This is a genomic window from [Brevibacterium] flavum (assembly GCF_019317305.1).
GTDB lineage: Bacteria > Actinomycetota > Actinomycetes > Mycobacteriales > Mycobacteriaceae > Corynebacterium > Corynebacterium glutamicum.
Map to the genome: position 1 here is coordinate 959,583 of NZ_CP079240.1, position 19,927 is coordinate 979,509.

The 19,927-nt window shown below is 55.1% G+C and carries 16 protein-coding genes; 6 read left to right on the forward strand and 10 right to left on the reverse strand.

From position 1 onward, the window contains the following. Window positions 1-23 precede the first annotated feature (23 nt). Genes KW808_RS04625 through KW808_RS04635 form a run of 3 tightly spaced genes read left to right on the forward strand, consistent with a single transcriptional unit; the run spans window position 24 to window position 5,780 of the window. The gene (locus KW808_RS04625; RefSeq protein ID WP_034983623.1) at window positions 24-4,586 is read left to right on the forward strand and encodes an ATP-dependent helicase; all 4,563 of its coding nucleotides are present in this window, start codon (window positions 24-26) and stop codon (window positions 4,584-4,586) included. 9 nt (window positions 4,587-4,595) lie between these two features. Next, window positions 4,596-5,366 carry an Fpg/Nei family DNA glycosylase gene (locus tag KW808_RS04630; protein WP_003862398.1) on the forward strand — a complete coding sequence of 257 codons (771 nt, stop codon included), beginning with the start codon at window positions 4,596-4,598 and terminating at the stop codon, window positions 5,364-5,366. Between the two features lie 3 nt (window positions 5,367-5,369). Then, the gene (locus tag KW808_RS04635; protein ID WP_003858364.1) at window positions 5,370-5,780 is read left to right on the forward strand and encodes a YccF domain-containing protein; all 411 of its coding nucleotides are present in this window, start codon (window positions 5,370-5,372) and stop codon (window positions 5,778-5,780) included. Here KW808_RS04635 and KW808_RS04640 read toward each other — a convergent pair. From KW808_RS04640 to KW808_RS04665, 6 genes are all read right to left on the reverse strand, one after another. Then, window positions 5,770-6,372 (reverse strand): DedA family protein, encoded by a 603-nt coding sequence (locus KW808_RS04640; protein WP_003862400.1) that lies wholly within the window; start codon window positions 6,370-6,372, stop codon window positions 5,770-5,772. The two genes, KW808_RS04635 and KW808_RS04640, sit on opposite strands and share 11 nt — an antisense overlap. After that, the gene (locus KW808_RS04645; RefSeq protein ID WP_003862401.1) at window positions 6,369-6,527 is read right to left on the reverse strand and encodes a hypothetical protein; all 159 of its coding nucleotides are present in this window, start codon (window positions 6,525-6,527) and stop codon (window positions 6,369-6,371) included. Before KW808_RS04645 ends, KW808_RS04640 begins: the two co-directional genes overlap by 4 nt. Before the next feature lie 9 nt (window positions 6,528-6,536). Then, window positions 6,537-7,721 (reverse strand): CynX/NimT family MFS transporter, encoded by a 1,185-nt coding sequence (locus KW808_RS04650; protein ID WP_034983625.1) that lies wholly within the window; start codon window positions 7,719-7,721, stop codon window positions 6,537-6,539. A 15-nt stretch (window positions 7,722-7,736) separates the two neighbouring features. After that, window positions 7,737-9,359: a glucose-6-phosphate isomerase gene (pgi, locus tag KW808_RS04655; RefSeq protein ID WP_003862406.1), complete on the reverse strand. Its 1,623-nt coding sequence runs from the start codon at window positions 9,357-9,359 to the stop codon at window positions 7,737-7,739. A gap of 139 nt (window positions 9,360-9,498) precedes the next feature. Beyond that, window positions 9,499-10,671, reverse strand: a complete 1,173-nt coding sequence (locus KW808_RS04660) for an HNH endonuclease signature motif containing protein (protein ID WP_230622908.1) — start codon at window positions 10,669-10,671, stop codon at window positions 9,499-9,501. Window positions 10,672-10,832: 161 nt separating this feature from the next. Next, on the reverse strand, window positions 10,833-11,138 hold the full coding sequence (locus KW808_RS04665) for a chorismate mutase (protein WP_003858377.1): 306 nt from the start codon (window positions 11,136-11,138) through the stop codon (window positions 10,833-10,835). A gap of 68 nt (window positions 11,139-11,206) precedes the next feature. On the opposite strand from KW808_RS04665, the gene pcrA reads away from it, so the two are divergent. Next, complete coding sequence (gene pcrA, locus KW808_RS04670) at window positions 11,207-13,510, forward strand: DNA helicase PcrA (RefSeq protein WP_003862408.1); 2,304 nt, start codon at window positions 11,207-11,209, stop codon at window positions 13,508-13,510. Here pcrA and KW808_RS04675 read toward each other — a convergent pair. From KW808_RS04675 to KW808_RS04690, 4 genes are all read right to left on the reverse strand, one after another. After that, complete coding sequence (locus KW808_RS04675; protein WP_003862409.1) at window positions 13,467-15,692, reverse strand: ABC transporter permease; 2,226 nt, start codon at window positions 15,690-15,692, stop codon at window positions 13,467-13,469. The genes pcrA and KW808_RS04675 overlap by 44 nt on opposite strands. Beyond that, window positions 15,689-16,357 (reverse strand): ABC transporter ATP-binding protein, encoded by a 669-nt coding sequence (locus tag KW808_RS04680; protein ID WP_003862410.1) that lies wholly within the window; start codon window positions 16,355-16,357, stop codon window positions 15,689-15,691. Before KW808_RS04680 ends, KW808_RS04675 begins: the two co-directional genes overlap by 4 nt. Continuing rightward, window positions 16,358-16,867 (reverse strand): PadR family transcriptional regulator, encoded by a 510-nt coding sequence (locus KW808_RS04685; RefSeq protein ID WP_003862411.1) that lies wholly within the window; start codon window positions 16,865-16,867, stop codon window positions 16,358-16,360. A gap of 92 nt (window positions 16,868-16,959) precedes the next feature. Continuing rightward, window positions 16,960-17,673, reverse strand: a complete 714-nt coding sequence (locus tag KW808_RS04690) for a M23 family metallopeptidase (RefSeq protein ID WP_003862412.1) — start codon at window positions 17,671-17,673, stop codon at window positions 16,960-16,962. Window positions 17,674-18,028: 355 nt separating this feature from the next. Here KW808_RS04690 and KW808_RS04695 point away from each other — a divergent pair, with 355 nt between their 5' ends. Both KW808_RS04695 and purN read left to right on the forward strand, forming a co-directional pair. Continuing rightward, window positions 18,029-19,321, forward strand: a complete 1,293-nt coding sequence (locus tag KW808_RS04695) for a cell division protein PerM (protein WP_003862413.1) — start codon at window positions 18,029-18,031, stop codon at window positions 19,319-19,321. Next, window positions 19,296-19,925 (forward strand): phosphoribosylglycinamide formyltransferase, encoded by a 630-nt coding sequence (gene purN / locus KW808_RS04700; RefSeq protein WP_003858391.1) that lies wholly within the window; start codon window positions 19,296-19,298, stop codon window positions 19,923-19,925. The genes KW808_RS04695 and purN overlap by 26 nt, the downstream gene beginning before the upstream one ends. The last annotated feature ends 2 nt before the right edge of the window (window positions 19,926-19,927 follow it).

The following is a 19,927-nucleotide window of genomic DNA, read 5'->3' on the forward strand; positions in this document are numbered from 1 at the left end:
TAGATGTTTGGTTACATTAAGGCATGGCTAAAAGCATTCTTTCCCGATTCCGACCTCAAGTAGCGGAGTGGTTCCGGGATGTCTTTGCATCTCCGACCCCTGTTCAGGAGGGAACGTGGGAGGCGGTATCTAAGGGGAAGAATGCCCTCGTGGTGGCGCCGACCGGTAGTGGTAAAACCTTGGCTGCGTTTTTGTGGGCGTTAGATTCCCTCACTGAACAAACAGGTCAACAGGTTTTAGACACGGGAACACCGGTGCCTGTTCGTGGTGGGAAAGTGAAAGTGCTCTACATTTCCCCACTCAAAGCGCTTGGCGTGGATGTAGAAAATAATCTGCGTGCACCGTTGACTGGTATTGCGAGGACTGCCTCTCGGATGGGTTTGGATGTGCCCAATATCACTGTGGCGGTTCGTTCGGGTGATACGCCATCGGCGGAGCGGGCCCGGCAGGTGCGTAAGCCTCCAGACATTTTGATCACCACTCCGGAGTCGGCGTATTTGATGTTGACCTCAAAAGCGGGGGCGACCCTTTCGGATGTTGATGTGGTGATCATCGATGAAATCCACGCCATGGCCGGAACCAAGAGGGGAGTGCACCTGGCGTTGACGCTGGAGCGTTTGGAAAAGCTCGTGGGGCGGCCTGTGCAGCGAGTTGGTTTGTCTGCAACGGTGCGTCCTTTGGAAACGGTGGCGGGTTTCTTGGGCGGTGGCAGACCCGTTGAGATTGTGGCTCCACCTGCGGAGAAAAAGTGGGATCTCACTGTCACTGTGCCGGTGGAAGACATGTCGGATTTGCCGGTTCAGGAGCCGGGATCAACTATTGGTGAACTAGTCATGGATGATCCGTTGGGGATTACTGGCGAATCAGCGCTGCCTACTCAGGGCTCGATTTGGCCACACATTGAGCAGCAGGTGTACAACCAGGTGATGTCGGCGAAATCGACCATCGTGTTTGTAAATTCCAGGCGTTCCGCAGAGCGTTTAACCAGTCGGTTGAATGAAATCTGGGCGATGGAACACGATCCGGAATCGCTGTCGCCGCAGCTGCGAAGAGATCCGGCGCAGATTATGTCGTCAGCGGATGTGGCAGGAAAAACACCACAGGTGATCGCACGTGCGCACCACGGATCCGTATCCAAAGATGAACGTGCCACCACCGAAACCATGCTGAAAGAAGGTCGGTTGCGCGCAGTTATTTCCACCTCCTCGCTGGAGTTGGGCATTGATATGGGTGCCGTGGACCTGGTGATTCAGGTGGAATCGCCACCGTCCGTGGCAAGTGGCCTGCAGCGCGTGGGGCGTGCGGGGCACACGGTGGGGGCGACGTCGATAGGCTCCTTTTATCCCAAGCACCGCTCCGACCTGGTGCAAACCGCGGTGACCGTGCAGCGGATGAAGGAAGGGCTGATCGAAGAGATCCACGTGCCCAAAAACGCGCTTGATGTGCTGGCGCAGCAGACGGTGGCGGCTGTCTCGATTAAAGATGTGCAGGTCGATGAGTGGTACGAGACTATTCGCAAGGCGTATCCGTACCGGGATTTGGCGCGCGAAGTCTTCGATTCCGTCATCGACTTGGTCAGCGGTGTGTATCCCTCCACAGATTTTGCCGAGCTGAAGCCACGTGTGGTGTACGACCGCGTATCAGGCGTGCTGGAGGGCCGGCCAGGATCCCAGCGCGTGGCCGTGACCAGTGGCGGAACAATTCCCGATCGAGGAATGTTCGGAGTCTTCCTCGTCGGCGATGGACCCCGGCGCGTCGGCGAACTCGATGAGGAAATGGTCTACGAATCCCGCGTGGGTGATGTGTTTACGCTCGGGGCGTCCAGCTGGCGGATTGAAGAGATCACCCGCGACCAGGTACTGGTCACTCCCGCGCCGGGGCATACGGGTCGGCTGCCTTTTTGGACGGGTGATGCCGCAGGTAGGCCCGCTGAGCTGGGCAAAGCTTTAGGCGCTTTTCGACGCACGACCCTCGCCGATCCATCCAGCTCCGGCTTGGAAGGCTGGGCGCACGACAACCTGATCGCCTTTTTACAGGAGCAGGAAGAATCCACCGGTGTGTTGCCGGATGAGAAGACGTTGGTGTTGGAGCGTTTCAAAGATGAACTGGGCGACTGGCGCATTGTCCTGCACACTCCTTATGGACGAGGCGTAAACGCAGCGTGGGCTTTGGCAGTCGGTGCGAAAATCGCTGAAGAGACCGGCATGGATGCTCAAGCTGTCGCAGGTGATGATGGCATTGTGCTTCGGTTGCCGGAAGGGGATGAAGATCCCAGCGCAGCGTTGTTTATGTTTGAGGCGGAAGAGATCGAAACGCTAGTGACAGAGCAGGTGGGTAACTCTGCGCTGTTTGCCAGCAGGTTCCGTGAATGCGCCGCGAGGGCCCTATTGCTGCCGAGACGAAACCCCGGCAAGCGCGCACCGCTGTGGCAGCAACGACAACGAGCAGCACAGCTTCTTGATGTGGCCAGAAAGTACCCGAGTTTCCCGATCATTTTGGAAACAGTGCGCGAATGTCTTCAAGATGTTTACGATCTGCCCGCTCTGAAGAATCTCATTGAGGATCTACAGCTACGGAAGGTAAGAATCGCGGAAGTCACCACCCAGCAGCCCAGTCCTTTTGCCTCCGCATTGCTGTTCAATTACACCGGTGCATTCATGTACGAAGGCGACAGCCCGCTCGCAGAGAAACGTGCCGCAGCGTTGGCCCTGGATCCGGCACTGTTGGCGAAATTGCTGGGTGAGGTGGAGCTTCGACAATTACTGGATCCCGACATCATCGCAGAAGTGCACCAACAATTGCGCAGGCAAGGCGATCGTGCGGCGAGAAACAATGAAGAACTCGCAGATTCTTTGAGGATTTTAGGACCGATTCCTTTGGATGAATTGGGCGAACACATCACCTTTGAAAACCCCGACCTGGAGGATCGAGCGATGACTGTTCGGATCAACGGTCGGGAACATTTAGCGCAGGTCTTGGATGCACCTTTGCTTCGAGATGCCTTAGGTGTTCCCGTACCGCCTGGTGTGCCCGCGCAGGTAGAAACCATTACGGATGCGTTGGAACAGTTAGTCAACAGGTGGGTTCGTACCAGAGGGCCATTTACTGCGAATGATTTGGCAGAAGCCTTTGGACTGGGCATCGCCACGGCGATCACCGCCCTTCAAAGCGCACCTGTGATTGAAGGCCGCTACCGACAAGGCGTGGACGTGCAGGAATACTGTGCGACAGAAGTGTTGTCGATCATCAGGCGACGCAGCCTCGCCGCAGCGAGGAAACAAACCAGGCCGGTTTCACAATCAGCCTTTGCGCGGTTTCTGCTCGATTGGCAACAAATTGCACCGGTGGGCGCCTCACCTGAACTTCGAGGTGTCGACGGCACCTACACAGTCATCGAACAACTCGCCGGTGTACGTCTTCCCGCCAGTGCGTGGGAAGATCTCGTGTTGCCACGCCGGGTTGCCGACTATTCACCGATCCATCTCGATGAGCTGACCTCCAATGGGGAAGTCCTCATCGTGGGAGCGGGCCAAGCCGGAAGCCGCGATCCGTGGATTAGCTTGCTGCCCGTGGATTATGCGGCGCAGTTGGTGGGGGAGGCGTCGACAAGCATGAGCCCATTGCAGGACGCCGTGCTTGACCAGCTGCGTGCGGGAGGCGCCTTCCTGTTTTCCGACATTCTCGAAGAGAATTTCGGCTACACCACAGCCCAGCTGCAAGAAGCGATGTGGGGGCTGGTGGAAGCAGGCCTGGTCAGCCCTGATAGCTTCGCGCCGATCCGCGCGCGCCTAGCGTCGGGAACCACGGCGCATCGGGCGAAACGTCGACCAGCGAGATCCCGGCTGCGCACCCGCACCAGCTTCGCGAGCGACGTGCCCCCAGACATGCGCGGACGATGGACGCTGTCCGTGCAACCCGCCGACGCCACCAGCCGCTCCGTCGCACACGGCGAAGGCTGGCTCGACCGCTACGGCGTGCTCACCCGCGGGAGCGTCGTCGCCGAAGACATCGTCGGAGGCTTCGCCCTGGCCTACAAAGTGCTCTCCGGCTTCGAAGAAAGCGGCAAAGCGATGCGCGGCTACTTCATCGAAGGGCTCGGCGCCGCGCAATTCTCCACGCCCGCCATCATCGACCGCCTCCGCGGCCACGACGATTCCCCCGACGTTGAAGGCTGGCCCTCCGGCGCCACCGACCCAGACGTCTACCTCATAGCCGCCGCCGACCCCGCAAACCCCTACGGCGCCGCACTTCCCTGGCCTGAGCAGGGTCCCAGCCGCGCCGCCGGAGCCATGGTCGTGCTTTGCGACGGACTCCTCCTCGCCCACCTCACCCGCGGCGGGCGCACCCTCACCGTGTTCTCCGACAACATCCCCAAAATCGCGACAGCCCTAATCACATACGAAAGGCTCACGGTAGAAAAAATCAACGGCGACAACGTCTTCGACTCCCCACTCCTGGAACAATTCCGCAAACACGGCGCCACCATCACCCCGAAGGGAATGCGATTTCGACCACCAGTGGCACGGGAAACCCCCTCAGATACGCTTCCCACCAGGCCTTTTCGTGGAGGCTTCGGACGGCGCTAACCTGATGACATGCCAGAAGGTGATTCCGTATTCCAACTCTCCCGCAAACTTCAATTCATGCGCGGAAGAGAAGTGCTGGAAACCTCCCTGCGTGTGCCATCAGTGGCACTTCACGATTTCACCGGTCAAACCGTCAACCGCGTATGGCCCTACGGAAAACACCTCTTCATGCAATTCGGTGAAGAGATCCTCCACACCCACCTCAAAATGGAAGGGACGTGGGCTGTCCACCGCAAAGGCGATCGCTGGCGCAAACCTGGACACACCGCGAGGGTAGTGCTTGTGCTGTCGGAAAACATCGAGGTGGTGGGGCATTCCCTCGGCTTTGTCAGAGTGTTCCCCGCAAACCGCTACTCCGAAGAGATCGCTTACCTCGGCCCCGACGTCCTTGCCGAAGAATTCGACATCAACACAGCACGGAACAATATTGCATCGAACCCTTCCCGAACAATTGGCGAAGCCCTCCTCGACCAATCCAACCTCGCTGGAGTAGGCAACGAATACCGCGCTGAGATCTGCTTCCTCATGGGCGTCCACCCGGCGACACAAGTAGGATACGTTGACGTCGAAAAGGCTCTGAAGATTACCCGAAGACTCATGTGGGAAAATCGAAATTCGCCGATTCGAGTGACCACTGGGGTTCGACGCGCCGGGGAATCCACCTATGTGTTCGGGCGTAACAATAAACCGTGCAGGAGATGCCGAACCCCAATCGTGAAAGCCGAGTTGGGGGAGCGAATAATCTGGTGGTGTCCGCGCTGCCAACCGCTAAACTCGTGAAGCATGAGACTAATACTCAACCTGATTTGGTTATTCTTCGGTGGCATTTGGCTCGCGTTGGGATACGTATTCTTCGGAATCATCGCATGTATCTTCATCGTGACGATTCCCGCCGGTATCGCAAGCTTCCGCATGGCTAACTACGCGCTGTGGCCGTTTGGTAGGACGGTTGTTCGTAATCCTAAAGCCGGAGGGTTTTCTGCCCTGAGCAACGGACTGTGGTTTATCATTGCTGGACTGTGGCTGGCGATCGGGCACCTCACCACCGCGGCTGCCCAGGCGATCACCATCATCGGAATTCCACTGGCGATCGCAAACATCCGCATGATCCCCGTGACGTGTTTCCCATTCGGCAAAGAAATCTACGACAGCAACCGCATTCCCTTCGGCTACGAACCGATGGTCAAGTTTTAATTCGGCGACGGACTAAAACAAACAACACGTAAGCCACAATGAGCGCGATTCCTACGTAAATGATCGTCGAATAGCGTTCAAACCACATCGACACCGTCTCCCATTCCGCCCCCAACCACACACCAGCCCAAATCAGAACCGCATTCCAAATGGTGCTGCCCACCGCAGTGAGCACACCGAAGAGAACCGGATTCATCTGGTCGACGCCCGCCGGAATCGAAATCAAACTTCGGACACCCGGCACCAACCGACCGAAAAACACCGAATACTTCCCGTACTTTTCGAACCACGATAGGGATTTATCCACGTCGGTCGCGTCGACAAGCCACATCCAGTCGGCGACCTGCCGCAACCGTGCCGCCCCGATTGAGCGCCCCAACCCGTAAAGCAAAAACGCTCCGGAAACCGACCCGATCACCGACCACATAAGCGCCGCCCACACATTGAGATCGCCCTGCGTGGTGGTGAAACCCGCGAGCGGAAGCACCACCTCACTTGGAATCGGCGGGAAAACGTTCTCCAAAAACACCGCGACACCCACGCCAACGGCGCCGAGTGCCTCCATGATGGAGATAACCCAATCCAAAATCATCGTTTACTCCGCGCGATCACCGCATGTGAAACAAGCGGATACGCAATGAGCATCCCCCACGCCCACTGCACATCAAACACCCAATTCAACACCGCAATACCCACCAAAAACAGCAGCGTCGCGATCACACAAGCAGCGTCAGATTTTTGCGGCATAGCGTCATCCTAGCGATTTAAAAGCTTTTCGACGTAAACCTGCCTTGTCGCAAAGTAACCGCCTCCAATAACGAAGAGTGTTGCAACCGCAAAAAGCACAAAGATTGTTCGGAAGCTGCCTGTCGCATCGACAATGAAACCAGTCAACAAGGGACCGAAACACGCAATCGTATAACCCAAACCCTGCCCGAAGGAACTCAACGCAGAAGCACCAGCACTAGTTTCAGCACCAACATTAATGAGCGTCAACGCCATCGGGAACCCAAGGGGACCAAGACCAGACAACGTCGCCCACAACCACGGCGCAACATCCGGAGCCAAACAAAACCCACCATTACCGATGAGAAACATGACACTGGCGATAGCAACCATCGGAAAGCAATTATTGAAACGCGTCACCAACCACGGTCCCAGAATGTTCAGCGGCAATCCCAAAATTGACCACCAGCCTAACAACACCGCACCGAGCTGAGGATCACCTACCATCTGCGGCATAAAACCCATGAGGATATACGTCGCAAACGAAGTAAACCCAAACATCAACCCGAGCCCCACACCAACCGAAGACTTCCACACAGGAAGAGAAACCTTCGACGGCGCCGCAACAACCCTGGCAACCTGCAAACTCAACAGCGGAATCCACGAAATCGCCGCAACCAACCCCAGCAGCGCCCACGAACCGAGCGACACCCTCCAACCGGTCAACCCCACATGTGTAGCCCACTGAGAAATCGGCACGGCAAGCGTCGGAGCAAGTGCCTGAACAATCTGGAACGACACCAGATAAGTTGTCGACATTCCACCGACGTGACGCGGAAAATACTTCCTAACAGCAATCGGAAGCAACACATTGGTAACTCCGATCGCAAACATCGCGAACACAGTACCGACCATCAACAGCGAAGCAGGTCCAGCGACACGAATAATCTGACCGGCAGCAGTCAACAGCATGGCAAACATCAACAGTTGGGAAGTAGTGAACTTCCTCTTCAACGACGGAAGCGCAAACGCAGCAACCGCGAACATAGCAGTCGGTCTCATGCCCAACACACCAATAAGAGAAGCACTGACCCCTAAATCATCCCGAATCTCAGAAACCAGCGGAGCTAAAGCAGTAATAGCTGTTCGCAGATTGAACGAGGTCAGGATGATAGCGGCCAGTGCTATGAGGCGAGGATTCTTCCCGCCCCTGATCCTATAAGCAAGCGACTACCTATTTGCGCGGTACCACTTAATCAGTGAATCAGTGGAAGAATCTCCCGAGTCAACATCCTCTTCACCAGAGACAGCCGGAGCGAGGTCATTTGCCTGCTGTTTGCCCAGTTCAACACCCCATTGGTCGAAGGAGTTGATGTCCCAAATCACGCCCTGAACCATCACGATGTGTTCGTACAAAGCGATCAACGCACCGAGAATAGAAGGGGTAAGTTCCTCCGCCAAAATGGTGGTGGTTGGGCGATTACCTGGCATGACCTTGTGGTTGACCAGCTCAGGTGCGACACCTTCCGCAGCGATCTCTTCAGCGTTCTTACCGAAAGCCAAAACCTTGGTCTGTGCGAAGAAGTTGCTCATCAAAAGGTCATGCATGGTGCGCTCACCGGCAGGAAGATCCTGCTTTGGACGAGCGAAACCAATGAAATCTGCTGGAACAAGGCGAGTGCCCTGGTGGATCAGCTGGAAGAAAGCGTGCTGGCCATTTGTGCCAGGCTCACCCCAGTAAATTTCGCCAGTGCCAGTGGAAACAGGGGAGCCGTCGCGGTGGACTGACTTGCCATTTGATTCCATGGTCAGCTGCTGGAGGTAAGCAGCAAAACGGCTGAGATCCTCGGAATAAGGTAGGACAGCGTGGGTTTCTGCACCATAGAAATCGGAGTACCAGACACCGAGCAGAGCCATCAAGATTGGAACGTTCTCTTCGAACTTGGTGGTGCGGAAGTGTTCATCCATCGCGTGGAATCCACCGAGGAAACGCATGAAGTCGCGAGGGCCGATCACTGCCATGAGGGAAAGACCAACTGCGGAGTCCACGGAGTAACGACCTCCGACCCAGTCCCAGAAGCCGAACATGTTGTCCGTGTCGATACCGAACTCTGCGACCTTTTCAGCATTGGTGGACACTGCGACGAAGTGCTTCGCGACAGCCTCTTCACCGAGCTTCTCTACCAGCCAAGCACGAGCTGCACGAGCGTTAGACAGCGTCTCCTGGGTGGTAAAAGTTTTCGAAGCGATCACGAACAATGTGGATTCTGCATCGAGGTCTTCCAACACAGAAACGAGGTCTGCTGGGTCGACGTTGGAGACGAATTCTGCTGAGATACCAGCGGTCGCGTATGCACGCAGAGCCTTCGTAGCCATGGCTGGTCCGAGGTCAGAGCCACCGATACCAATGTTGACGATCTTCTTGATCGTGTGGCCGGTGTGTCCCAACCAGTTGCCTGAGCGCAGCGCAGTAGCGAAGTCACGCATGCGTCCCAAAACTTCGTGGACATCAGCAGCAACATCTTGGCCATCTACTGACAGATCAGCTTCGGGAGGAAGGCGCAGCGCGGTGTGGAGGACAGCGCGGTCTTCGGTGTTGTTGAGGTGTTCACCGGCAAACATCGCGTCAATGCGTTCGCGAAGGCCAGATTCTTCGGTCAGTGCAAGGAGCTTGGTGAGGGTGGCGTCGTCAAGCAGATTCTTCGACAGGTCGACGTGGAGGCCAGCCGCGGAGAAGGTGTACTTCTCGGCGCGGTTCTCTTCCTTGAAAAGTTCACGCAGAGTGGTTGTCTGGAAGTTTGAGTAATGATCGGTCAGGTCTTGCCAAACCTGGGTGGTCGAAATGTCCGCCATGAAAACTCCTTTATTGTCGTTAAATAACATCTTCAGGTTAGCTTGCTTTTGTGGCCAAGCGCATCGAAGAGTGTTCAAAGTGGGAAACACGACAAATTTAGGTGCGTTTATTGGGCTGCTTTTCGACGTGGCCATCCGGCTACTTGGCGTCCTCCTTAACCCAACGCTTGTGGTGGCGTGCCCGGTGTTGGGCGACTGTTTGCGCCCATCTCGCATTTTTGGGATTGAGCGGCCCGTTGGGTTCTGACACTGCCCATGTTCCGTCACCCATGAGCCAGACGATGATGCCGGAGAAGGGATCGAGAAGGTAGGTGACTCGGCCGTCGGTTTTCATGTTGTGGTGGTGTTGACAGAGGCAGCCGATTCCGCCCAGGCAAGTTTCTCCGCCTTCTTCGTAGGGGATGCGGTGGTCGGCTTGGGTTTTGAGCGCTGGGACTGAACAGCCAGGGAATCGGCAGGTGCCATCACGACCAATGAGTGCGTCACGCAACGCTGGTGGAGGATCGTGTTTGTCGGTGCTGATTTTGGCAGCCGCATCCATGTCTTGTTCTTTGTTGGCTTTCTCTGACCAGAATGTTCCAGTCTTGGCATCCAACCAGCCGATTCCGCTGGCCCACACTGGGGCGTTGGCGAGGTCTTTGGCGGTGTACAAGTTGAGGACTACCTTGACTTGGATATTGTTCCGAAGGATGTCGCTGAAAGCTTCGCCGTAGGTGAGGTCGTTTTTCTTCGCGTGTTGGGTGACGGCGTCGTTGATGATGTGCCCGTCCACAGCATCGACGGAGGCTCCGATTTCGGCGGTTCCGTCTGGGGAGAAGGTCACTCCGAAAGAGCTGTCGTCTTGGGTACCGCGCGAACCGGTGGCTCTTGCGTCGTCAAGCAAATCTCTTATTTCTTTTATCTTGCGTCCTATGGACGCCGGGCTTGGCAGAATCTGGTTGGGGCTGGTGGCGGTGAGGTATTCGGTGAGGATTGCGTCGGCGCCGGCGAGGTTGTCGGGGTTGATGCCGGCGAGTTCGTTGCTAATGGTGATCAGTCGGGAGAGGTCGAGGTGGTACAGCTTTTGTTGCAGGGCTTTGAGTTCGGGCAAGTCGGCGAGCGTGGCAAACGCGATGGATATGCGGGAGACCTGCGCTTTTGTTAGACCTGTGACGATGGCGAGGCTGGAGATTGCGGTGGAATGGTCATCGTCGTCGCCTGGCAGGTGTTCTTGCCAGAAGCGGTGTTCCAGTTCTCTGAGTTTGGTTTTTTGTCGTGCGGGCGGACTGTCTGGGTTGTTGACTGCGAAGAAGTTGGTAAACAAGGAAGGCACCTCCATTCGGGATTCTGCCCTGTAACCTATCCACTATTTTCTTCGTCGGAAACCAGCTCGCTAAAAACCTGTGGATAACTCTGCCCATCAACGGCTAAAACCCTGACCAAAACTAAAAGCCCTGGTCAGGGTATATAAATATTTTTCTACCTGTGGATAACTTATCCGAGCTTTCCGCGTCCCATGCGCAGCAAAATTCCAGCGAGGGCAGGTCCTTCCTCGCCGATCTCTTCACGGAACTGGTTGATGATTGCTACTTCTCGGGTGTGCACGAGACGTGTTCCGCCCGAGCTCATGCGTGTTTTTCCGATGGTTTGGGAAATCTTCGTGCGGCGTTTCACCGCATCGAGGATTTCGCGGTCCAAGCGGTTGATCTCCTCGCGATACTTTTGGATCTCCGCATCGGACAATGGGTCATCCGTGCCAGAAGGCATCCTGATCTCGAAGTTGTCACCTGCATTAGTCATGCACACTATTCTGCCACGTCTGGCTGTCGACTATGCGTGTCCACCCCACCTAGTAGGTTATTGGGGTAATGAATACTTCTCCTTTTACCCCAGGTTCCCCCGATCTCATCGATGGCTTGAATGAGCAACAGCGTGCTGCTGTGGAGCATATTGGTTCTCCGCTGCTGATTGTCGCTGGTGCTGGTTCAGGCAAGACTGCTGTGTTGACCAGGCGTATTGCTTATTTAATGCGTTACCGTGGTGTGCATCCGCAGCAGATTTTGGCCATTACTTTTACTAATAAGGCTGCCGCTGAAATGCGTGAGCGTGTCAGTCAGCTGGTTGGCCCAGTGGCGGAGCGCATGTGGGTGGCTACGTTCCACTCGGTGTGTGTGCGTATTTTGCGTCAGCAGGCGCAGTTGGTGGAGGGGCTGAACACTAACTTCACCATTTATGACTCGGATGATTCGAGGCGTTTGCTCACGATGATCGCCAAGGATCTGGAGTTGGATATTAAGAAGTTCTCAGCGCGCACATTGCTGGGTGCTATTTCTAATTTGAAGAATGAGTTGGTTACTCCGCAGGAGGCTCTTGCGGATGCTGAACGCACGCATAATCCTTATGAAACAGTCGTGGCCAGGGCGTTTTCGGAGTATCAGAGCAGGCTTCGCCGTGCCAACGCTGTGGATTTTGATGATTTGATTGGGGAGACTGTTCGGATTTTCCGGGAGCATCCACCTGTTGCGGAGTATTACCGCAGACGTTTCCGCCACGTGCTGATCGATGAGTATCAGGACACCAACCACGCTCAGTATGAGCTGATTTCTACGCTCGTCGGCAAGCCTGACCAGGATCCGTCTGAGCTGTGTGTTGTGGGTGATTCGGATCAGTCTATTTATGCTTTCCGTGGCGCCACGATTCGCAATATTGAAGAGTTTGAGCGTGATTTCTCCAACGCCCGCACCATTTTGCTGGAGCAGAATTACCGTTCCACCCAGACGATTCTTTCCGCTGCCAACTCGGTGATTTCTCAAAATGAGAACCGTCGACCTAAAAACCTGTGGACTGCGCTGGGGGAGGGCGAGCAGATCATTGGTTATGTTGCCGACAATGAGCACGATGAGGCCCGTTTTATTGCTAGTGAGATCGACAATTTAGTTGACCACGGCATGAACTATTCCGACATCGCGATCATGTACCGCACGAACAATTCCTCGCGCGCACTAGAGGATGTCTTCATGCGCACCGGCGTCCCCTACAAAGTAGTCGGCGGCACGAAGTTCTACGAACGCAAAGAAATCCGTGACATCATCGCTTACCTGCGCGTTTTGGAAAACCCCGATGACACCGTCAACCTCCGCCGCATCATCAACACCCCCAAGCGCGGCATCGGCGATCGCGCGCAGGCGTTCATCGCGCTGCACAGCGAGAACAATCAGATCAGCTTCGGGCAAGCGCTTCTCGACGCCGGCCTCGGCAAAATCGACCTGCTCGGCGCACGCGGCAAGAATGCGGTCATCAAGTTCAATGAGCTTTTCGACGCCCTCCGCACCGAACTTCCCACCATGGTCAATGAGGTCACCGGCCTGCCAGATATCGGCCAAGTCATCAGCCGCATCCTCGATATCACCGGCTACAAAGCAGAACTTGAGGCCTCCAACGATCCACAAGATGGCGCACGCCTAGACAACCTGAACGAGCTTGTCTCCGTGGCCCGCGAGTTCTCCTCCGACGCCGCAAACCGCATGGTTAATGAAGTTCCAGAAGGCGAAGCCCAACCGGGCAGCTTACAGGCATTCTTGGAGCGCGTCTCCCTGGTTGCCGACGCCGACCAAATCCCCGATTCCGACAACGGCGTAGTCACCCTCATGACCCTGCATACCGCCAAGGGCCTTGAATTCCCCATCGTGTTCCTCACAGGCTGGGAAGACGGACAGTTCCCACACCTGCGTTCCCTTGGTGATGCCAAAGAACTTGCCGAGGAACGCCGCCTCGCCTACGTGGGTATCACCCGCGCCCGCAAGGGCCTCTACATGACCAGAGCCATGCTGCGCAGTTCTTGGGGTAATCCCGTGACCAACCCTCCGTCGCGTTTTCTGCAAGAAGTCCCAGCAGAGCTGATTGATTGGCGACGCGAAGAACCCCAAATGTCTTCAGCATGGGCTCCTCGACCAACCAGAAGTATCCCATCAAGTATCCCCACCAAAACTCGCACCAACAATAAACAATTGGAGCTGTCGGTGGGGGACCGTGTTAATCATGACAAGTACGGACTGGGAACAGTGATTGCTTCGGATGGCAGCGGCCCACGAGCCACTGTCACCATCGACTTCGGTTCCTCCGGAAAGGTCAAATTGATGCTTCTTGGCGGGGTTCCGATGGAGAAACTATAGCCCCAATTACGGCACACACCAGTGGGGCAATAACAATAAGCCCCACTATCAGTGTCCATGACACAGTCATGTGATCGAGCGTGCCGTAATTCAAAATTGTTCCATCAACAATTTCATCAGTGGTGCCTGTCAGCAGCGCTGCAATCCATCCGGAAACTAAGCCCATGATGCCTCCGACAAGGGCAAGTAGTGCTGCATTTAAGGCATTGACTTTGTAGATTGTTCCAGGGGTTGCTCCGATGGCAATCAAGGTGTGTTGTTGACGTTTGCGATTAGCCAGCACGATCACAAGGGAAACGACCACAATCGCCACCACAGTTAGTACAGCACTGGAAGCAAGTGAAGAATCATGCGCGTCGTGGCTGAAATGCGCATCTCTTGAGCGGTTGACTTCCTGTCGGGTTTGGTCATCTAGCTCTTGGGGAAGCACGATTGTTCCCAAGAATTCTGTTTGTCCTCCGATTTCTTCAAAGGTTTCTGGGCTTAATAAAACGTGTGAGTACAGCGGCGGTAAAACAGCAGCGGTGTCTAGCGTGTGGGTTTCATCACCTGGGTATATTGCGTATTCTTGCGGCCCGGAATTATAGGTTGATGGCGCGTAGATGTCGGCTTGTTCGTGGACGCCAAACATGTCTAAAAGCTCAGGCGTGGCGATGATCGGTCCGCCAAAAAATGAGGTCAGTGCAGGCACATAGTTGGCCGAGTAGAAATCTACATCTAGTTCATAGATGCCAAGGCCATGGTTGTCGCCGTACACCTCAATTTTTTGCCCCATGAGTCCAGGGATTTGTGTGTCACCGCGTAAGAATACGGCCTCAGGATACACCGAGGCGGTAGCTTCTCTATCGCTGGCTTGGATTGCAAGTCCAGTTGTTTGCATAAAAGTGCCAAGCATAATCACTGCCGCCAGCGCACCAATCGCAGGAATGGAGTGCATTGATCGGCGCAGCATATCGCGCGTAGCTAACTTGAACGTCAAACCAGGCAGGCGCCCAAGCGCCCACAACACCGCAGGCACTGAGGCTGGCAGGGCGATGACGGCTGCCAGGAAGCATAATTGCTTGACGACGCCTCCCCACTCTCCATCACCGATAAACAAGGCGATTACCGCAGCTGCAATTAGGACGATTGGCCCGATGAGCATTCGAGAGCTCCAGCGGATGATTTTGTCGGAGACTCCTCCGTAGATTCCGTTGATGATGCTTGATCTACTGACAAAAACTGCCGGTAAGAATGCAGCAATCGTTGAAGCGATGATTGCCAGCGCCCAAAAACCTACAAGAATTAACCAGGGAGTGGTGAGGGAGAATTCGGGATAGGTGTATTTCCACCAGCCGTAGATGCCAATTTGTCCCAGAACTAAACCAATGGATGCCCCAACAAGACCTGCAAAGAGCCCATATGTAAGCACTGCCCACCGAATGTGTCTAGGTGTGGCACCCTGTGAGGCAAGCAGTGCGAAGGTTCTGGTTTGCCTCGAGGCGGAAATTGTAAATACTGGCGAAATTAGCATTAAGGCAACGACGGCGAGAATTGTCGTCGATAAGAATCCCATGATGTAGCTTGGGATCAAATTTGGGTCGACGGATATGAGGCCTCGCCGATAGTCATTAACTTCAAAGCCAACTGCTTCTAGTGCTTGTCGGTTTTCTTCGGTGAAATTCGATCCGGGAAAGTACCAGGTGCCGGAAAAAGTTTCCGATTCGGAGAAATTTTCAAGAGAAAACAGAGTGCCTTCGGGCAATAAAATATTCGTAGGAGAAATCGATTGAACTTCCACGGGAATGCCGTGAATGGTGACGGTATCTCCGACTGTGGCACCTAAAGCATCAAGTACAGAGGTTGGAAAAGATGCTTGTTGTACGTTTGCTGATTGCACAACGAAGAAATTAACCGTTTCATCACCAAAGGAGACTTCTGGATAACCATTGACAAAGAGTTCCGTGTGAAAGTCTTCCGGAAGGTTTTCGTGGAGGAGTTGGTAGGCTCCCTCCCCGTCGTAGTGTGCTTGTACCTGCGAACCAGGATAGCTAGCTGCATTGTTGATTGATTGATCATAGGTTAGAAAGAAACTCACCAGGAACATCGGTACGGCCACTAACAAGATGGCTGCCAGCGATCGCCATGGGTGTTTAATGGCATCGCGCCGGGTGGGGCGGGTTGCTGCTAGAAGTGTGGTCACTGGATTTCACCGTCCCTAAGCATGATTGTTCGGTCGGCCCACGCGGCGAAGCGGGGTTCGTGGGTTACTAATAATCCTGCGGCTCCGGAATCTACGCGTTGTCGAAGTACTCGGAGGACGGCGTCGCCGGTGGAGGTGTCGAGGGCGCCGGTGGGTTCGTCGGCAAGCAATATTTTTCGGGACCCAATAAGAGCTCTGGCGATGGCGACGCGCTGGGCTTGGCCGCCGGAGATCTCTTCGGGGAAGCGGTTGTCGAAGCCTTCTAACCCGACTTCGCGCAGCGCGATTGCTACTGCTTCGCGGTCGATGATGCCGTCGAGTTCTAGGGGAAGGCCGACATTTTCTCCGACGGTGAGGGTGGGGATGAGGTTGTAGTTTTGGAAAATAACTCCGATGTGGCGACGCCTGGTTTCAGCTGCGCGTTTGGCGTTGAGGTCTGAGGCGCTGGCGCCGTCGATAAGCACATGGCCCGAAGTTGCGCGCTGCAGGAGGCCAGCGACATTGAGCAAGGTGGATTTGCCTGAGCCAGACGGGCCCATGATGGCAACGAGTTCGCCGGGATTGACTGCCAGCGAGACGTTGTTGAGCGCGGAGACGTGGCGTGGGCCTTCTCCGAAGGCGCAGGAGATGTTTTGAAGTTCAAGGGGGAAAGGCGTGTTTGTCATTTACTGCTCCAATGCTTCAATTCGGTCGAGCCAACGTGCCTGGGCTTCTAGTTCGAAGATTCGCTTTTCGACGAGGAGTCGCTGGGTGTTTCTGGTTTCGGCGAGATCGCGGCTGGATTTGTTGAGTGCGCGTAGTTCCGCCATGACTGTGTTGCGTTGAATGTCTAAAAGTGGAATCAAATTGAGGCCACGTGATTCTGCGATGGCGATTTTGGTGACTAATTCATCGCGTTCGGACAGTGTGACGGTGACGGGACTTTCGAACCACTGCGCGACAAGTTCGCGACCTAAGTCCGTGGGCTGGAAAGTGTCTACGGTGCGGCCGTTGGAACTGACGGTGGTGCCTGCGGTTTCCGCCAGGCCGTCGCGCTGTAGCCGCTGGATGGTTTGGGTGACTTGGCCGATATTGAGCTGCCAGATCCCCATTGTTTCTTCAAACTTGGTTTGCAGCTGACTTGCCGAGGTTGGTTCGTCGAGCATGAGCACCAAGAGTGCATGTTTTATGGACATTGTTCCCCAATCAAGAGTTGGATACCCAGTAACTTACTGGGTATGTTTTGGGAACGCAAGAGGACGACCGTAAAAGGTCGCCCAAAAGTTAATTAAAGAGTAATGCCGCGCTCTGCAAGCCAAGGAGCTGGATCAACAGCGCCGCCGCCTGCAGGGTAAACCTCGAAGTGGAGGTGGGAGCCGGTGGAGAATCCTCGGTTACCCATGCCTGCGATGCGGTCTCCAGCGCGGACAACCTGACCAACAGTAACCTCAACAGTCTCCATGTGGCCGTACACGGTGATGGTGCCATCTTCGTGCTGGAGGCGAACCCAGTTACCGAAACCGGAAGCAGGACCTGCATCGATAACAGTGCCGTCCATGGCAGCGAGGATTGGAGTGCCGATTGCGTTAGCGATATCCACACCATTGTGGTTGGTGCCCCAACGAGCACCGAAGCCGGAAGTGTAAGAACCTTCAGCAGGGCGAACCACTGAAGGGCCACGAGCGTCCAGGTCAGCCTGAATGCGGTCAGCGTTGTACTGAATGGTCTTTGCGATCTGATCGCCCAAGTTCACAACTGGCTTGAACTCAGCGATAGACAGGATCTGAGGGGCGGAGCTTCCAGCCACTAGGTCAGTTGTGTCGTTTGCAGTAAGCTCGAAGTTGACCTCAACCGGCTGATTGGAAGCCTGTGCAGCAACTGCTCCGCCTGCGCCTGCAGTTGACACGGCACCGGTAGCTACTGCAACAAAAGCGACACCACCCTTAGTTACTGGGGAGGTAGTCTGCTTGCGGTGCTTGCCACCTCGAGTGTGCTTCTGCAATTTCGCCTGTTTCCGATTTTTGCCACAAAACTTTTCGAAGCTTATATCAAGCTATCGAAGTTTAATTGTGACCATCTTGTTATCTACCGGAAGTAACACTAGCCGGAGATTCCCGATCGGGCAAGCGAAAAGCCAAAGTTTGATTACTTTTTAGTAAATTGTGCAAAAAGTAACACTTTTCTCACAGGGTTACTCTCCGACGTGCCATCGCCAAAACTATCCGTATTAGTGGCACAGTTGTTTGTTGATGAGCAAGAAAAATAGTTCGCAGACACGACCCGGTCAGATCCGACGTCGCCGGCCAAAACCGCAAGCACCTGCGCAAACGCCACAGAAGGAAGCTCGGCAATCAAAGTTGCTGCGTTTCCTTCCAACCGTGCTGATTCCGCATGGCGTGGCGGTGCTTTTGGTTATTATTCTCGCCGTAGCCTCCCTAATGTTCACCAATTCTTCAATGGTGAATCTTTCGGCAACGATTGCACAGCTGTGGCTTTCCCTAAATCTCGGTGCGGTGGCCGGCAGTGGGGAAGTGATCTCGGTACTGCCCACGCTTCCCGGCTTTATATTCCTCTGGGCCATCGCCGCGCGCATCCACCGCGCAGTCAAAGATCGTGTCAGCATCGCCGACTTAGGCGTCCTCGCAGCACTCGTCCTCGGCATCCCGCTTGCGCTCACCGCCATCGCAGCGTTCATGCTTTTCGACGCCTCCAGCGTCCTCAACGTCGAGGTCCCGCCAATCACGCGCCTCCTACGCGTGATGTTGTTCCACCTCAGCGCCCTCTTCCTCGGTATGGGGCCACGCCTGTGGCAGGCGTTGGCGCGCCGCTACGGTGCTCCAGAATGGCTTATCGACGCCATCACCCAAGCTTTCCGCTTCCTCATCGCATTTGGAACAGTCTCCTTGGTTTCCGTGCTCGTGATGACCGCGATCAACCACAGCGCATTCACCGCGACCATGCAGGGCTACGACGACTCCGCCTCTGTTGTGGCCTTGATCGTCCTGAGCATTCTGTATCTGCCCAACATGATGATCTTTGCGATGGGCAATCTGATCGGCTCACCTCTTTACTTCGGTGACGCCTCCATCAGCGTCTTCAGCGTGCATTCCGTTCCATTGCCACCGCTTCCCATCCTCGCAGCTCTCCCCAGCGAAGCCCCCTCATGGGCAGTGGCCTTACTGGTCATCCCTGCAATTATTGCCACCTGGGTCTGCGTGAGAAACCCCATGCGCCTCGCCGTGAACACAACAGCAGCAGTCATTTCAGCACTGTGTTTCCTCGTCCTGGCAGTTTTCGCCGGCGGAACCTTGGGCGTATACAACTACGTCGGACTCAACCTCCTGGCGTCAGTTGGCCTAGTTTTCGTCTATTTCGCCCTCGTTGGACTCCTCATCGCCGGAATCGACAAGCTGCGCAACCCCGTAGAAGTTAAGTCTGTTAAAGCTGTGCCTGTTGTGGAGCCCGAGTCTGAAGAAGTTGAAGAGCACGAAGAGGAGGAAGAGGAAGTTGAGGAAGCAGTAGAAGAGGTCGAAGAAGACGACGCAGAGGATCCTGAAGAGAATCCTGAAGAGGAAGAATCCGACGAAGAAATTGAGCCAGAAACTGAGGCTGAAGAAACCAATGATGGTTCCGAGGCCGAAGACCGTTAACATATCTGTTGTGAATTCTGACTCTACGACCACCATTGTCGTGCTAGCTTCCGGAACAGGCACCCTCCTTCAGTCACTCATTGAAGCGCAAGGTACCTATTCGATCGTGGGCGTTGTCTCTGACGTCGAATGCCCTGCACTTTCCAGAGCCGCAGACGCAGGTATTGATACTGCAGTTGTTCCGCTTGGAAAAGATCGTGCACAGTGGAACCACGAGCTTGCAGACGCAGTTGCAGTAAGCGACCCAGATTTGGTGGTCTCTGCGGGATTCATGAAAATTTTGGGCGAAGGTTTCCTCTCAAGGTTCCCGTCCCGCATCATCAACACCCACCCAGCTTTATTGCCTTCTTTCCCTGGTGCCCACGCGGTTCGCGATGCTTTGGCATACGGTGTGAAAGTGTCAGGTTCGACAGTTCACCTTGTCGATGCTGGTGTGGATACCGGCCCAATTATTGCTCAACGAGCAGTGCCGGTAGAAGTGAATGATGATGAATCCAGCCTGCATGAAAGAATCAAGCAGGTTGAGCGTAAACTCATTGTAGAAGTCCTGAACAGCGTGGAATTTTCGCGTCAGGGTGGCGTACAACTCAACTGGAGAGGCTAAAT

Coding starts and splice junctions, on each gene's coding strand:
- KW808_RS04635 (WP_003858364.1), top strand. CDS start 5,370: ATGAGACTAATACTCAACCTGATTTGGTTATTCTTCGGTGGCATTTGG.
- KW808_RS04685 (WP_003862411.1), bottom strand. CDS start 16,867: ATGTCCATAAAACATGCACTCTTGGTGCTCATGCTCGACGAACCAACC.
- KW808_RS04640 (WP_003862400.1), bottom strand. CDS start 6,372: ATGATTTTGGATTGGGTTATCTCCATCATGGAGGCACTCGGCGCCGTT.
- KW808_RS04645 (WP_003862401.1), bottom strand. CDS start 6,527: ATGCCGCAAAAATCTGACGCTGCTTGTGTGATCGCGACGCTGCTGTTT.
- purN (WP_003858391.1), top strand. CDS start 19,296: ATGGTTCCGAGGCCGAAGACCGTTAACATATCTGTTGTGAATTCTGAC.
- KW808_RS04665 (WP_003858377.1), bottom strand. CDS start 11,138: ATGACTAATGCAGGTGACAACTTCGAGATCAGGATGCCTTCTGGCACG.
- KW808_RS04625 (WP_034983623.1), top strand. CDS start 24: ATGGCTAAAAGCATTCTTTCCCGATTCCGACCTCAAGTAGCGGAGTGG.
- pgi (WP_003862406.1), bottom strand. CDS start 9,359: ATGGCGGACATTTCGACCACCCAGGTTTGGCAAGACCTGACCGATCAT.
- pcrA (WP_003862408.1), top strand. CDS start 11,207: ATGAATACTTCTCCTTTTACCCCAGGTTCCCCCGATCTCATCGATGGC.
- KW808_RS04680 (WP_003862410.1), bottom strand. CDS start 16,357: ATGACAAACACGCCTTTCCCCCTTGAACTTCAAAACATCTCCTGCGCC.
- KW808_RS04630 (WP_003862398.1), top strand. CDS start 4,596: ATGCCAGAAGGTGATTCCGTATTCCAACTCTCCCGCAAACTTCAATTC.